General features: G+C 34.2%; 12 protein-coding genes. 11 read left to right on the forward strand and 1 reads right to left on the reverse strand.

Features of this window, described 5'->3' with window-relative positions; all coding sequences use genetic code 11:
• Nucleotides 1-184: 184 nt before the first annotated feature.
• Entirely contained in the window at nucleotides 185-610 is a 426-nt protein-coding gene (locus NTZ27_02785; protein MCX6173660.1) for a thioesterase family protein, read from the forward strand.
• A gap of 15 nt (nucleotides 611-625) precedes the next feature.
• Here the strand turns inward: NTZ27_02785 and NTZ27_02790 are convergent, their stop codons facing one another.
• On the reverse strand, nucleotides 626-2128 hold the full coding sequence (locus NTZ27_02790) for an XRE family transcriptional regulator (GenBank protein MCX6173661.1): 1503 nt from the start codon (nucleotides 2126-2128) through the stop codon (nucleotides 626-628).
• Nucleotides 2129-2282: 154 nt separating this feature from the next.
• On the opposite strand from NTZ27_02790, the gene NTZ27_02795 reads away from it, so the two are divergent.
• The 10 genes from NTZ27_02795 (at nucleotide 2283) to NTZ27_02840 (ending at nucleotide 16676) form a co-directional block, all read left to right on the forward strand.
• Complete coding sequence (locus NTZ27_02795) at nucleotides 2283-4064, forward strand: long-chain fatty acid--CoA ligase (protein MCX6173662.1); 1782 nt, start codon at nucleotides 2283-2285, stop codon at nucleotides 4062-4064.
• A 41-nt stretch (nucleotides 4065-4105) separates the two neighbouring features.
• A complete protein-coding gene (locus tag NTZ27_02800) occupies nucleotides 4106-6511 on the forward strand; it encodes a 3-hydroxyacyl-CoA dehydrogenase NAD-binding domain-containing protein (protein ID MCX6173663.1) in 2406 nt (801 codons plus the stop codon).
• 59 nt (nucleotides 6512-6570) lie between these two features.
• Nucleotides 6571-7746, forward strand: a complete 1176-nt coding sequence (locus NTZ27_02805) for an acetyl-CoA C-acyltransferase (GenBank protein ID MCX6173664.1) — start codon at nucleotides 6571-6573, stop codon at nucleotides 7744-7746.
• A 25-nt stretch (nucleotides 7747-7771) separates the two neighbouring features.
• Complete coding sequence (locus NTZ27_02810) at nucleotides 7772-9565, forward strand: acyl-CoA dehydrogenase family protein (GenBank protein ID MCX6173665.1); 1794 nt, start codon at nucleotides 7772-7774, stop codon at nucleotides 9563-9565.
• A gap of 92 nt (nucleotides 9566-9657) precedes the next feature.
• Nucleotides 9658-10548, forward strand: coding sequence for an SDR family oxidoreductase (locus tag NTZ27_02815; GenBank protein ID MCX6173666.1), 891 nt, complete (start codon nucleotides 9658-9660; stop codon nucleotides 10546-10548).
• Between the two features lie 213 nt (nucleotides 10549-10761).
• Nucleotides 10762-13263 carry an ATP-dependent Clp protease ATP-binding subunit gene (locus tag NTZ27_02820; GenBank protein MCX6173667.1) on the forward strand — a complete coding sequence of 834 codons (2502 nt, stop codon included), beginning with the start codon at nucleotides 10762-10764 and terminating at the stop codon, nucleotides 13261-13263.
• Between the two features lie 21 nt (nucleotides 13264-13284).
• Nucleotides 13285-13569, forward strand: a complete 285-nt coding sequence (locus NTZ27_02825) for a 4a-hydroxytetrahydrobiopterin dehydratase (protein ID MCX6173668.1) — start codon at nucleotides 13285-13287, stop codon at nucleotides 13567-13569.
• Nucleotides 13566-14144 carry an orotate phosphoribosyltransferase gene (gene pyrE, locus NTZ27_02830; GenBank protein MCX6173669.1) on the forward strand — a complete coding sequence of 193 codons (579 nt, stop codon included), beginning with the start codon at nucleotides 13566-13568 and terminating at the stop codon, nucleotides 14142-14144. The genes NTZ27_02825 and pyrE overlap by 4 nt, the downstream gene beginning before the upstream one ends.
• A 20-nt stretch (nucleotides 14145-14164) precedes the next feature.
• Nucleotides 14165-15433, forward strand: coding sequence for a M64 family metallo-endopeptidase (locus NTZ27_02835; protein ID MCX6173670.1), 1269 nt, complete (start codon nucleotides 14165-14167; stop codon nucleotides 15431-15433).
• Nucleotides 15434-15440: 7 nt separating this feature from the next.
• Complete coding sequence (locus NTZ27_02840) at nucleotides 15441-16676, forward strand: PP2C family protein-serine/threonine phosphatase (GenBank protein MCX6173671.1); 1236 nt, start codon at nucleotides 15441-15443, stop codon at nucleotides 16674-16676.

Here is a 16676-nt window from a genome sequence, read left to right on the forward strand (position 1 = left end):
TTTTCTCCTTAATGTTCTTTCATTAACTGAATGCAAAATATCAATTCATTTAGACTAACACAATTAATAGCTTTTAATCTTTTAAAACTCGTGTGATATAACTTGACTAATGAAATTATTCTACATGATTAAGGAAGGAATTTGTTCAATAAGGAAATATTGAATCTTATTATTATATTAAATCATGCAAAAAACAGAAAACTATAAACATAAAATTAGTATAAATGTTCGCTTCTCTGATTTGGATGCAATGGGTCATGTTAATAATGCAGCGTTTTTAACATACTTGGAAGAAGCTAGAATCGAATATTTCAATAAGCTATTCACAATCCCAAGAAAAAATTTAGCATTTGGTGCAGTGATTGCCAGAATTGAAATTGATTATATAGATCAAATTCGGTTAGGAGATGAAATTGAGGTTTATTCTCGTTGCATTAAAATTGGGAATAAAAGTTGTGACATTGATAATCTAATTGTAATTAGGAAAGATCTTAAAAACAAAATTGCCGCACATTCCATTACTAAAATAGTTTCATTCGATTATTCGAAGGGAATTTCTGTCCCAATCCCGCAAAATGTAAAAGAGACAATTGAGGAATATGAAAAATAGAAGGAAGCTCATCCTTCACATTTCATCAACTACTTTTTTAAGCGTCCGTTCTATTTTTTCAATGTTTGTTTTACTCTCCAGAATTTTAGGAGATTCAACTCTTTCTCTACAATCCGATATTTGACAACGTTCGCAAGTATCATTAACAATTATTTCAGGAATTTTAGGATCATTCCAAAAGTTTATCTTCTTTATCAATTCTTCATTCAATAATAAACCGAGAGTAACACTATAATTAGTCTCTCGAAATAATGTAGAACTCTTCGCGATTGATATCATAAGATATTCATCACCTGAGTTAAAAAATTTGGATTTATGAATACCGGCAAGAGGCGAATTATTATTTTTATTTTTCATCTGTTGTTTTTTAAAATCTTCCAGAAGCTTTATCGAAACTAACCTACGGCAATAATTTTCGTCATTTTGATTACTTCCCGGGATAGACCTCGCATTAAGACGTAATTCTTTTGCTAAATAATAATTTATCGAATTAAGAGGGGTATCAAAACGAAAAAAGAAAAAGCTATTAATATTCCAGACAATAGATAATAAATTTGTTATCCGCTGGAAGAGCATATCAGGTGAAGCATTGTATTTAGTAAGTAGCGAGATTATGAAATTATTGTCCCATACTTTTTTGTTAAATAATTTGTTAAGATCATTTATTAGATCATTCTTCTTTATTATTAAAGCTGATGAAAAGTATGAAGCCCTCACATTGTTTAACAATTGATCGAATGAATCAACTTTTAGATCGGAATAAATGAAAGAACGATCTGAGATATTTAAATAATTGTATGCTATCTCTTTCCCGACAATAAATGCCTTCTGAGAATCAGTTAACCTACTATTGATCAATATTTTTTTAGAACCATTTTTGAAAACAACAATTGCTCTTACAGTGCATAATTCATCGTACTCGGAAATGACTTTTTCGTCTATCTCATATTGAAATTTGTTTTTCAAGATATTCATCAAAAAAGAATACTTAATAGGTAAAGTAAAACGATAATCACTCTGCCCACAGAACTTTTCCACCGACTCTTCAAGATCTTCAAAATAATTATCATTGAATTCTTTGTAGGTTCTTATTGCAATACGACTAAAATTATTCTGACTTAATTCTGAGCTTTTCGCCATTTCAATTACTGTAGACACCAAAGCACTTAATTGTAACGAAGCTTTTGACATGAGCTGCAAAAACTTGTTTACATCAATTCCATAGTGATCTAATGGAAGTTCTTTAAGAATATTTGATTCGAGTAGCTCGCCTATAGGAGCCATATTCTTCGATAGTTTTAAAGAAACCATTTTGTCATATGAAACATTTAAGGCATTTGCCAATAATGCAATTTTATTGGTTGTCGGATACTTCTTACCGCTCTCAATTTCATTTAAATAAGAAATTGATAATGTGCTCCTGTTGGAAAGGTCAGATAACGACATTTTATTTTCCTGTCGCAGCTGCTTTAATTTTAGTCCAAAGACAAGTTTTATATTTTTTTCAGATAGTATCATTTGGTATAACTCTTTCGTCATTTTATTTATAATAATAAGACATCCCACATTCAAAAGATAGCATAAATCCTTCAATAGCGAAATTTCGCTTGCTATTTTGTTTCATTAGGTATAATTTAAAATCAAAAGATCATAAATAAATTTAGGATCTAAAATGAACCGACCAATACTTTCTCAGAATAGATTAATTGATTTGATACCATATCAAATTGAGCACTATCCTATAGCCGATGCTTTTTGCGATAAAGTTCTTGGCTCGTGGAGAAAATTTAGTTCTGTTGAAGTTAGTCTGGGGCTTTTAAAGTATGGTATAAAGCCAGGTGAAAAAATTGCTATCATTTCAAAAAACAGAGTTGAATGGAACTTTGCTGATCTTGGGATTCTTCAAATAGGAGGAATTGTTGTTCCACTTTATCCTACTGTTAGTGAAGAAAATTATGAATTTATTTTTATTGATGCAGAAGTAAGGTTGGTATTTGTTGAGGATAAAGATTTATTGAAAAAAGTTCGAACTGCCGCTAAAAAAGTGAAAACAAAAATTGAAGAAGTATATACCTTTACCAAAGTTGATGGCGCGCATCACTGGTCTGAATTGACTGATATGGCTGACGAAAAATATCGCGACGCTCTTGATGAAATCAAAAAGGCGATTAAAGAAAATGATCTTGCAACAATAATTTATACTTCCGGTACGACAGGTGAACCAAAAGGTGTGTTGCTGTCTCATGGGAATATTTTAGCAAATGTGAATTCATTAACGCAAATAATGCCAATTAAATATTTTAAAAGAACCATCAGCTTTTTACCTCTTTGCCACATTTTTGAAAGAACCGCAGCATATTTTTATATGATATTGGGTACGTCAATTCATTATCCGGAAAGTATGGAAACAATTGCAGCAAACATTAAAGAAATAAAACCGCATTTTTTTATAACAGTACCACGACTGTTGGAGAAAGTATTTGAAAAAATAATGGCAGAGGGTTTCAAATTAAGTTTAGTTAAGAAAGTAATTTTTGGATGGGCTGTTAATTTAGCCAACCATTATGACAAAGAAGGAAAAAATAATTGGTTTTACAATTTTAGACTTTTCTTTGCAAGGAAGATTGTCTTTGTAAAATGGGTTGAAGCCCTAGGTGGTGAGATAAAGGGAATAATTAGCGGTTCTGCTGCTTTGCAACCAAGATTAGCTAGAATTTTTACTGCAGCCGGAATTCCTGTGGTTGAAGGATATGGTTTGACGGAAACTTCGCCCGTGCTTACTTGTAATGGGTTTGAAAAAGGATACTATTATTGCGGAACTGTTGGCGAAACAATCCCAGATGTTTCTATAAAGATTTCTGACAAAGGTGAAATACTTGCTAAGGGACCAAACGTAATGGCAGGTTATTATAACATTCCAAAATCTGATCAGCCGTTTGATGAAGAAGGATGGTTTCATACAGGAGATTTGGGTGAATTGATTAACGGAAGATATTTGAGAATCACCGGAAGATTGAAAGAAATGTTTAAAACAAGCGGGGGAAAGTATATTACTCCTGCGCCGCTGGAAAATAAAATTAAGGAATCTTTCTTTGTTGAACATATTATGGTGATAGGTGAAAACAGAAAATTTGCGGCGGCAATCATACAGCCGGAATGTGAGTTTATTAAAAAATGGGCTAAGAAGAAAAAAATTATTCTTTCTACCAGAGAAGAAATAATTGGATCCGAAAAAGTTCAAGAAAGAATATGGGAGGATGTTTCAAAATACAATAAACGGTTTGGTCATGTAGAACAAATAAAAAAAATTGCATTGGTCTCAGACCTTTGGTCAATTGATTCAGGTGAATTAACTCCAACCATGAAAGTTAAAAGAGAGGTTATTTCCGAAAAGTATAAAAACTTAATTGAAAAGATATATATCGAATCAATTGATAAAAATGTAATAACATAATCTTTCATTCATTAATACAATCATTTAATTAGAGAAAAGTTATGAAACGAACAATAACAAAAGTTGCTGTTCTTGGTTCAGGTGTAATGGGTTCACGCATTGCTTGCCACTTTGCAAATATCGGTTGCAAAGTTTATTTGTTGGACATCGTTCCTCAGTCTTTGAAGGAAGAAGAAATCAAAAAAGGATTGACATTAGACAGCAAGCAATTCCGGAACAGGATTGTAACTGAAAATTTTAATAATGTTTTAAAAGCTAAACCGGCACCGCTTTATCAAAGTACATTTATTTCGAGAATCCAAACGGGTAATTTTAATGATGATCTTGGCTGGATAAAAGATTGCGATTGGATAATTGAAGCAGTTGTAGAGAATCTTGATGTAAAGAAAAGTGTTTTTGAAAAAGTTGAAAAATTAAGGAAACCCGGAACACTCATAACAACTAATACTTCAGGAATTCCGATTCATTTAATGTTGGAAGAAAGAAGCGAAGATTTTCAACAACATTTTTGCGGTGTACATTTCTTTAACCCTCCACGTTATTTGCCACTGATGGAAATTATTCCTACTCCAAAAACAAATAAGGAGGTAATTGAATTTCTGTTGTATTATGGTGATCTATTTCTTGGCAAAACTCCGGTTTTATGTAAAGATACTCCGGCATTTATAGCAAACCGAATCGGCGTCTTCAGCATTATGGCTGTCTTCAAGTTGATGAAAGAGATGGATCTAAAAATCAAAGAGATTGATAATCTTACCGGTCCTCTCACAGGTAAACCAAAATCTGCTACTTTCAGAACTGCTGATGTTGTTGGAATTGATACATTGGTGAAAGTTGCAAAAAACATTTACAATGATTGTCACGATGATGAATCACGAGAGTTGTTCCAAATTCCAGATTACGTTGAAAAAATGGTTGAGAGCAATTGGCTTGGTGACAAAACGAAGCAAGGTTTTTACAAAAAAACAGTTGATGAAAAAGGGAACAAAGATATTTATGAATTGAACATTACTACTTTTGAATACGAACCATCCGCTAAAACTAAACATGCATCCGTAACTGCTGCAAAACAAATTGAAAATCTTCCCGGCAGATTAAAATCCCTTGTCTCATCTAAAGATAAAGCAGGTGAGTTTCTTAAAAAACTTTTCTTAATGATCTTTCAATATTCATCAAACAGAATACCTGAAATTGCGGATGAACTTTACAAAATAGATGATGCTCTTCGTGCGGGATTTGGATGGGAATTAGGACCGTTTGAAACTTGGGATGTATTGGGAATAGAAAAAACTATGAAATTCATGGAAGAAGGAAATATTAAACCGGCTGCTTGGGTTTCAGATATGCTGGCTAAAGGATTTAAATCTTTCTATAAAATTCAAGATGGGAAAAAGCAATTTTACGATATCTCAACATCATCTTATAAAGAAATTCCCGGCAGAAATAATTTTATTGTTCTTGAAAACATTAGAACTAATACACCGGTTTGGAATAATGTTGGAGCTGTATTGCATGATATCGGAGATGGGATCGTAAATTTAGAATTCCAGACTAAGATGAATACTATTGGTTCTGAAATCCTTGAAGCAATCAATAAAGCAATAGAGATTACGGAGAAAGATTTTAAAGGATTAGTAATTGGAAATGATGGGCAGCATTTTTCTGCGGGTGCAAACCTTGCAATGATGTTCATGCTTGCTGCAGAACAAGAATACGATGAAATAGATTTGGCTGTGAGATCTTTTCAAAACACAATGATGAGAATTCGTTATTCAAGCATACCTGTAGTTGCAGCTCCACACGGACTAACATTAGGCGGAGGTTGCGAATTATGTTTGCACTCCGATAAGGTAGTAGCCGGAGCTGAAACGTACATCGGTTTAGTTGAAGTTGGAGTTGGAATAATTCCTGCCGGCGGCGGTTCTAAAGAAATGGCGCTTCGCTCTTCTGATAGTTTTACAGAAGGCGCGATTGAATTTCCGGAATTACAAAATAGATTCTTAGCAATTGCTCAAGCAAAAGTTTCAACATCAGCATTAGAAGCATTCGATCTTGGGATTTTCAGAAAAGGAAACGATAGGTACATAGTTAATCAGAACCGGATTATAAGCGAAGCCAAAAAAGCTGCCATGGAATTAGTTGAGCATGGTTACACACAACCTCAACAAAGAGAAAATATTCTTGTCCTTGGCAAACCGGCACTTTCAACATTGTTAGTGGGTGCATATTCTTTCTTCAATGCAAAATATATTAGCGAGCATGATAAAAAGATCGTAGAAAAACTTGCTTATGTAATGTGCGGCGGAGATTTATCAGCTCCAACTCTTGTATCTGAACAATATTTACTCGATTTGGAAAGAGAAGCATTCTTAAGTCTGATTGGAGAAAAGAAAACGTTAGAACGTATTCAAAGCATTCTGACAACCGGTAAACCACTCAGAAATTAATTAGCATTAGGATTAATAGTTGATCAAAAATAATTTATAAAAAAATCAGAAGAATCATTATGAACGAAGCATATCTAGTAACAGGTTACCGCTCAGCTGTTGGAAAAGCAAAAAAAGGCGGGTTCAGAAATTATCGTCCTGACGATTTAGCCGCCGAAGTCATTAAATATTTACTAAGTAAAGTTCCGCAACTCGATCCGAACCGCATTGATGATTTGATTGTAGGTAATGCAGTTCCGGAAGCTGAACAAGGATTACAAATTGGAAGAATGATTGCACTCCAGTGCCTTCCAATAGGAATTCCGGGAATGACAGTTAACCGTTATTGCGCTTCGGGTGCCGAAGCAATTGCAATTGCTGTTTCGAAAATACGAGCCGGAATTGCTAACTGTATCATTGCTGGCGGCGCAGAATCAATGTCATTAGTTCCAACTGCAGGATGGAAAATATCTCCAAATTATAAAATTGCGAAAGAACATCCGGAATATTATTTGAACATGGGATTGACTGCTGAAGAAATTGTCCGTGATTATAAAATATCACGACAAGCTCAGGATGAATTTTCATATCACTCACATCGAAAAGCTATTAACGCGATTAAGCAAGGATATTTTAAAGATGCGATAGTACCTATAGAAGTTGAAGAAGTATTTCTTGAAGGAGGGAAAAGAAAATCTAAAAAATATGTAATTGATACTGATGAAGGTCCAAGAGAGGACACAACAATCGAAGCATTAGCAAAATTAAAACCGGCATTTGCTGCCGACGGAACTGTTACGGCTGGAAACTCATCTCAGATGTCTGATGGAGCTGCGTTTGTTCTTGTTATGTCTGAGAATTTGGTAAAAGAATTAAATTTAACCCCAGTAGCAAAATTAAAAAGTTATGCTTTAGCCGGTGTTGATCCTAGAATTATGGGAATTGGTCCTGTTGAAGCTATTCCAAAAGCATTAAAGCAAGCCAGCTTGAAGTTAGCTGATATTGACTTGATAGAACTTAACGAAGCTTTCGCTGCTCAATCCTTAGCTGTTATTCAACAAGCGGGATTAGATAATGAAAAAATAAATGTGAACGGCGGTGCTATTGCATTAGGTCATCCGCTTGGTTGTACCGGTGCAAAGTTAACCATTCAAGTTTTGAATGAACTCCGAAGAAGAAAAATGAAATACGGAATGGTTACAGCATGTATCGGTGGTGGACAGGGTGTGGCTGCTATCTATGAATTATTAAATTAATTTTAATAAATAAGGAAATGCTCATATGTCAACAGAACAAACTAAAGTTGGTGTATTGAAAGGCGGAGAATTTCTAATAAAAGAAACAGATCCGCAAATTGTTTTCATACCGGAAGATCTAACTGAAGATCAACGGATGATGGCTAATTCTGCAAGAGAATTTGTTGAAAAAGAAATTTGGCCAAAACTCGATGCAATTGATAAACAAGAACCTAATCTTACTGTCAGCTTACTTGAGAAAGCTGGTGAACTAGGATTGCTTGGTACCTCAGTACCGGAAGAATTTGGTGGATTAGGAGAAGATTTTAATACTAACACTGCAATCGCTTTGGAAATGGGTGCAAGTCATTCATTTGGAGTTTCGTTTGCTGCGCATACCGGTATAGGTACATTACCGATACTTTATTATGGAACAGATGAACAAAAGAAAAAATATTTACCAAAATTAGCAAGTGGTGAATTAAAGTCGGCGTACTGTTTAACAGAACCGACCTCAGGCTCAGATGCACTGGCTGCAAAGACTACTGCTAAACTTTCGAATGATGGAAAGTATTATGTTTTGAATGGACAGAAAATGTGGATAACGAACGGAGGATTCGCAGACATATTGATAACTTTTGCTCAGGTAGACGGAGACAAATTTACTTGTTTCATCATTGATGCAAAATCGGAAGGATTTAATAGAGGAGAAGAAGAAAATAAACTTGGAATTAAAGGCTCATCAACACGAGCACTTTTCTTAGACAATGTAAAAGTTCCTAAAGAAAATATATTAGGTGAGATTGGCAAAGGACACTACATTGCGTTCAACATCTTGAACATTGGCAGATTTAAACTTTGTGCCATGACCACAGGAAGTGCAAAAAAAGTAGCAACAATCTCTGTAGCGTATGCCAATGAACGAAAACAATTTAATCAACCCATATCTAATTTCGGCGCTATCAAACATAAGATAGCAGAGCAGGCAATTAAAATATTTGTTTCAGAATCCGCTACATATAGAGTAAGTGATTTAATAAATAAAAAAATAAAAGAACTTCAAGCTAAAGGAAGTAAATACGAGGAAGCCGCATTAAATGCAGCCGAAGAATATGCAATTGAATGTGCCATGCTAAAAGTTTATGGTTCGGAAATTTTAGATTATGTTGTTGATGAAGCTGTTCAGATCCATGGTGGATATGGTTATTCTGAAGAATATCCTGCCGCAAGAGCTTATAGAGATTCGCGTATAAACAGAATCTTTGAGGGGACAAATGAAATCAATCGTCTTTTAACTGTTGATATGTTAATGAAGCGTTCGATGAAGGGCAGACTTGATTTAATAAGTCCGGCAATGGCTATTCAAAAAGAGTTGATGTCTGTACCTGAATTTGGCGGTACTAACAACGCATTGCTCGCCGCTGAATATAAAGCCATTCAGAATGCAAAAAAAGCAATTTTAATTATTGCCGGTTCCGCTGTCCAAAAATTAATGCTGAAACTTAAAGAAGAGCAAGAATTAATTATGAACGTTACCGATATGATGATAGAACTTTTTGCATGTGAATCGGCTTATCTTAGAACACTTAAATTATCTGGGATGAAGAACGCAACTGAGCTACAGCCATACATTGATATGACTCAAGTGTATATAAGCGACGCGATTGAGAAAATAAATCTTTACGGAAAACATGCAATTTCTTCTTTCGCAGAAGGTGATGAATTAAAAATGTTATTGATGGGTTTGAAACGATTTACTAAATATGACCCGATCAATACAACAAAGTTACGCAGAAGTATAGCAGATAAATTAATTGATGCGAATTCATATTGTTTCTAAGAGCGAATATTTACATCTGACAATTTTTGCATTTGTATGTTTGATAAATTATTACCACACTGGCAATGATTTTGTAAAATAATTGGAATATTATGGACAAGAATTATTTAAAACCGATGCTCAAAGAAGATTCCTTGAAAGACAAAGTAGTAGTTATAACCGGTGGGGGAACGGGATTAGGTAAAGCGATGGGGCAATATTTTCTAGAGCTCGGCGCTGTTCTTGTTATTACAAGTAGAAAAATAGAAGTGTTAGAAAAAACGGCTGCTGAGTTACAAGAAAAAACTAAAGGAATTGTTCTTCCTATAAAATGTGATGTCTCAGACTATAAAGATGTAGAACAACTGCTCGCTACTACAGTAGAAAGATTTGGTAAAGTTGATGTCCTGGTTAATAATGCGGCTGGTAATTTCATCAGCCCGACAGAACGTTTATCTAATCGAGCTTTTGATATAATCGTGAATATCGTATTAAAAGGAACTTACAATTGCTCTTTAGCTTTTGGTAAGCATTGGATTTCAAAAAAACAAAACGCAACTGTTCTAAATATTGTTACAACATATGCATGGACGGGATCGGCTTATGTTGTCCCGTCTGCTTGTGCAAAAGCCGGAGTACTTGCTTTAACGCGTTCTTTAGCTGTCGAATGGGCAAAATATGGAATTCGTTTTAATGCCATCGCTCCGGGTCCGTTTCCTACCAAAGGTGCGTGGAGTAGATTACTACCCGGTGATTTAATGAAGAAATTTGATTTTACACAGAAGGTTCCTCTCAAACGTGTTGGTGAACACCAAGAACTTTCTAACCTTGCTGCATATTTAATTTCTGATTACTCGGCTTACATTAATGGCGAGGTGATTACAATTGATGGTGCCGAATGGTTAAAAGGTGCAGGACAATTCAATATGCTTGAAGCTGTTTCCGATGAGATGTGGGATGAAATTGAAAAAAGTATAAGGAATGTTAGTTCTACTCAAAAATAGAATTACTTAGATAAGAAACTTAGAATAACTTCAGAATAATTTTTGTTAACGTTTTATTTAATCCAACCTTACGCTTCTACGCAAGTGAAATCTACCAGATCTTCTTGTTTTATAGGTATTAAGTTCCTTGATATGAGGACAAGCAATCTATATATTTAAGAAACGATTTTGACAGTTTTACTGTTTAGATAATAGAATAATAAAGGAAATACGATGGATGGCAATTTTTCAGAACGTGTACAGGAAGTAATAAGACTTAGCCGGGAAGAAGCCTTAAGGTTAGGACATGATTATATTGGTACAGAACATCTGCTTCTCGGGATCATTCGTGAAGGTCAAGGTGTAGCAGTTAAAATTTTGCGAAATCTTGATGTTGATTTGGTAAAATTAAAAAAAACTATTGAAGATACTGTTAGAACTTCTGGCGGAACTTTAACAATTGGTAATATACCGCTAACAAAACAAGCTGAGAAAGTTTTAAAGATTACTCAGATCGAATCTAAAATTTATAAATCAGATGTTATTGGTACAGAACATATTCTTCTTTCACTTCTAAGAGATGAAGATAACATTGCCACACAAATTTTACATCAGTTTAATGTTACTTATGATAATTCTCGTTCCGAATTAAATAACATTCTTAGTAGTAAAGATCCCGCAAAAGCTGCAGCACAACAAGCATTTACTGCTACATCAAAAAAAGTTGATAAAACAAAAACTCCTGTTCTTGATAATTTTGGTCGTGATTTAACAAAATATGCAATTGAAGATAAACTCGATCCGGTTATTGGTCGCGAAAAAGAAATTGAACGCGTTGCTCAAGTTCTAAGCAGAAGAAAGAAAAATAACCCGGTACTAATTGGTGAACCTGGTGTCGGTAAAACTGCTATTGCAGAAGGATTGGCTTTACGAATTATTCAAAAGAAAGTGCCGAGAATTCTTCAGGATAAGCGCGTTGTTACTTTGGATCTTGCAGGATTAGTTGCAGGTACAAAATACCGTGGACAGTTTGAAGAAAGAATGAAAGCTTTAATGAATGAACTTGAAAAAGCCGATGATGTTATTTTATTTATTGATGAACTTCATACGATAGTTGGTGCAGGCGGAGCTTCAGGTTCTCTTGATGCTTCAAATATGTTTAAGCCGGCATTAGCAAGAGGCGATATACAATGTATTGGAGCTACTACATTAGATGAGTACAGAAAATATATTGAAACAGACGGCGCGTTAGACCGCAGATTTCAAAAAGTTATGATTGATCCTCCATCAGTTGATGAAACTATTCAGATACTTGAAAATATTAAATTCAAGTATGAAGAACATCATCATGTGCAGTATTCAAGTGAAGCGATTCATGCAGCAGTAAGATTAAGTGAAAGATATATTACTGACCGGCATTTACCTGATAAGGCCATTGATGTTTTAGATGAAGCCGGTTCCCGAGTTCATATGGGCAACTTTACTGTATCTGATGAAATTCTAAAACTTGAAGAAGAAGTTGAAAAAATAAAACACCAAAAAACTCAAGTTGTTAAGCAGCAAGATTATGAAGAAGCTGCCCGCCTAAGAGATAAAGAAAGAACTCTTCAATCAGATCTTGAAGTTGCTAAACGTGAATGGGATGCAAAGACAAAAGATATAATTTATGATGTAAGTGAAGACGATATTGCAACTGTTGTTTCCATGATGACAGGAATTCCGGTAACTCGTGTTGTTCAAGCTGAATCAGACAAATTGATGAAAATGGAAACTGCTTTGAAAGGCAGGATTGTTGGTCAGGATGAAGCAGTTTTGAGATTAACAAAAGCTATTAGAAGAACTAGAGCTGGATTGAAAAGACCATCTAAACCGATAGGCACTTTCATATTTCTTGGACCAACAGGAGTAGGGAAGACGGAATTAGCAAAAGAATTGGCCAGGTATTTGTTCGATTCGGAAGATGCACTTATTAGAATTGATATGAGCGAGTATATGGAAAAATTTGCAGTCTCACGTCTAATTGGAGCTCCTCCTGGATATGTTGGTTACGAAGAGGGCGGACAACTTACTGAACGTGTTAGAAGAAAACCATATTCTGTCGTTCTGTTCGATGAAATCGAAAAAGCTCATCCGGATGTCTTCAATATTCTTTTACAAGTATTAGATGATGGTGTTTTAACAGATAGTCTTGGCCGTAAAGTTGATTTTAAAAATACTATCATTATTATGACTTCAAATATTGGAACTAAAGAGATAAAATCTACCGGTGGTTATGGATTTAGCGGTGACTCTGATGCTGATCAGTATTCTTACCTAAAAAATACTGTTGAAGATGCAATGAAGAAACTTTTTAATCCGGAATTTGTAAATAGAATTGACGAAACAATTGTATTTAGGAATTTGGATAAAGAGGCTATTAAGAAAATAATTAGTATAGAAATGAAAGATCTAATAAAAAATATCAGCGATAATAAGATGACCATTGAACTTCATAAATCTGCTACAGAGTTTTTAGCTGATAAGGGATTTGATCAAAAGTTTGGAGCAAGACCGCTGAAACGTGCTATTCAAAAATATGTTGAAGATCCATTAGCTGAGGAGCTACTTCTTTCGCATTTTAAGGAAGGCAATAAGATTATAATAAAGCATAAAAAAAATACCGAAGAACTTTACTTTATTGCAGATAAGATTGCTGAAAAAGAAGAACAAGATAATAAAGAGAAGAAAACAATTTAGTAATTCATGGAAACAATTTGAATGCAATCACTTAGTACAGAAGAAGTAAAAAACAGTTTAGATAATTTAGATGGCTGGTTTTACCTGAATAATTCAATTGAGAAAGAATTTACATTAAAATCATTTACAGATGCAGTGGCTCTTATTGTTAAAATTGGAATTGAAGCAGAGAAAATTGATCATCACCCGGATTTGCTCCTTCACTCTTGGAATAAAGTTAAAGTAATTCTATCCACACACTCAGAAGGTGCTGTTACAGAAAATGATTTCAAGTTAGCCCAAACAATAGACGAAATTAGAAAGTGAATAATCAAGAAATCCTCCAAATATTTCAAAAAACAAATGCCCTTTTAAACGGGCATTTTTTATTAACCTCAGGACGGCATAGCAATCAATATTTTCAGTGTGCTTTAGTTTTACAATATTCTGAGTATAATGAAATCATCTGTGGTATGATTGCAAACCATTTTAAGAATTATGAGATTGATATTGTAATTTCTCCGGCTATTGGCGGAATTGTGGTTGGACAAGAAGTAGCCCGACAATTGGAGAAAAAATCAATCTTTGCTGAAAGAGAAGATAAAATATTAACTCTAAGAAGAGGATTTCAAATTGAAGAAGGTAAAAAATATTTAGTTTGTGAAGATGTGGTAACAACCGGCGGTTCTGTGTTTGAAGTAATTGATATTGTTAAAAGTAATGGCGGAATTGTTTCAGGAGTCGGTTTTATTGTAGATCGCAGTAATAACAAAGTTCAGTTTGGAGTTCCGCAATTTAGTACTCTACAATTAGAGGTAGTCTCATATTCACCGGAAGATTGTCCTTTATGTAAACAAAACATTCCGGTTATAAAACCCGGCTCTCGAAAAGTAATATCATAATTTTTTTGAGGATATATAAAATGGAAAAAATGTTGTTAGTCTTTTTGTCTCTAATTGTTACTACAAATGCACAAGTAAAATATGAAGACTACTTTACAGACAATACATTGCGTCTCGATTTTTACCAAACCGGTAATAAAACGTTAGAAACTATTTCCTTTGAGAAACTGGTCGAAGAAGGACAATGGAGCGGTCCGAAGAATAACTTGATAGACAAATTCGGTTACGGAAATTATTTTCTGAAAGTATTAGATGCTTCTTCCAAATCGTTAATCTTTTCAAGAGGGTTTTCATCTTTATATCAAGAATGGCAAACAACAGAAGAAGCCAAAAATACTCTGCGTTCTTTTTCCGGTTCCGTGTTAATGCCTTATCCAAAAGAGAAAATTATTGTGGAAATTTATAAAAGAGACCGCCGGAATAATTTTGAAAAGAAATTTGAAAAGGAAGTTGATCCTAAAGATTACTTTATTGTAAAAGAAAAGATTAAACCGTTCAATAATTTCAAAGTTCATTATTCAGGAGATCCGTCTACTAAGCTGGATATCGTTTTTATACCTGAAGGATACACGAAAGAGGAAATGAATAAATTTCATAATGATTGCGAACGATTTGCCGGGTATTTATTTGATTATTCTCCGTTCAAAGAGAATAAGGGGAAAATAAATATTTGGGGAATAGAAGCTCCTTCGAATGAGTCGGGTACAGATGTTCCGGGTAAGAATATTTGGAAAAATACTCTTCTCAATTCACATTTTTATACTTTTGATAGTGAACGATATTTAATGACTACTGATTACTTTACTGTTCGTGATGTTGCTGCAAATGCACCTTATGATCAAATATTCTTGATGGTAAATACTTCTACTTACGGAGGTGGTGCTGTTTACAATCTTTATTCTATGACATGTGTGGACAATAAAGTTACTAATCAAGTTTTTGTGCATGAATTTGCTCACGGATTGGCCGGGCTAGCTGATGAATACGGAAATGATCCGACTTATCAAAATATGTATCCGCCTGATGTTGAGCCGTGGGAACCTAATCTGACAACACTGGTAAATTTTGAGAGCAAATGGAAAAATTTAATTGAACCGGGTACACCAATTCCTACTCCATCAGATAATAAATACAAAAATAAAATTGGAGTCTTTGAAGGAGGCGGTTATGTCGCAAAAGGAGTTTTCAGACCGACTTATAACAGCATTATGAATTCTTTTACTTCCAATGAATTTAATCAAGTATGTAAAGATGTTCTTCAAAAATTTATAAACTATTATTCAGAATAATTCCAGTATGGATCAAAAAAAATTATATAGAACCATCGAAAGTGTAGCTTCGCAGAATTTTGCTAAGGATAGCGAATTACTTGCAGATGTAGTTCAACAGATCGTTAAGAATGAAAAGATACAATTAACAGGCGGAAGAATTTGGAAATTTGATTTACGAAGAAAATCATACCGTATAATTTTCCAAACAGGAAAAGTGCAAAAGATTTCTGATGATTTCACGCTTCAACTTAAAGACTATCCTTTATTTGATATCATTTCTACAGAACGAACAATACTTGCTGATGAAACTAATAAGACATTACGCAGTAAAGGAATTTTCAAGTACTCTGCTTCCGGAGTTGGTAGAAAAGTCCGGTTAGGTGAAAAAAAATATTATGAATATCTTCTTGCTGTGAACAGTAATATGATTGCGGATGATCTAAGAGATACATTAAATATTGTTGCTACAGTTTTAACATCAAAATTAAATGAGAGATATTTAAGTCAGTCTAGAAAAAATTTAATTGCCGATATTGATAAAGCGAAACAACTTCAACGCAGTATCCTGCCTGCACATGAACATAAATTTCATTCATATGATGTCTTCGGAGTAACAATTCCGGCAGATACTGTTGCAGGCGATTTTTATGATTATCTAAAAATTGGCGATGATGAAGAACGGTTGGGAATCGTTGTAGGAGATGCGGCATCAAAAGGATTAGGCGCTGCAGCTGAAGCAATGTATATTTCAGGCGCATTAAGAATGGCTAGCACGTTCCAGATTAAAATATCACCAATGTTATTTAGATTAAACCAGCTTGTGAATAAAATATTTAGTGATGATAAATTTACAACACTTTTTTATGGTGAACTTTCTAATGATAAAAAAGGTCTCTTTCTTTATGCAAATGCCGGTCATAATCCGCCGATGTTTTACGACAAAAAAAATAATAACATAACTTATTTACAACCAACTGGTCCATTACTAGGTCCGGCGCCGAATTCAAAGTTTGAAACCGACAGCATAAATTTTCATAAGGGTGATATACTTGTAATTTACTCAGACGGAATAGTTGAATCTGCAAATGAGAAATACGATTTTTACGGCGAAGAGCGGTTGCAGAAAATAATTTTGGAAAGTGTAAACAAAACTCCGAAAGAAATTACTTCATTAATATTAGACGACGTTTTAAAATTCAGTACGAGTGAAAGCCAATATCAAGATGATAAAACAATTGTTGTTATAAGACAAAACGGATAA

It is taken from the genome of Ignavibacteriales bacterium (genome assembly GCA_026390775.1).
GTDB lineage: Bacteria > Bacteroidota > Ignavibacteria > Ignavibacteriales > Melioribacteraceae > Fen-1258.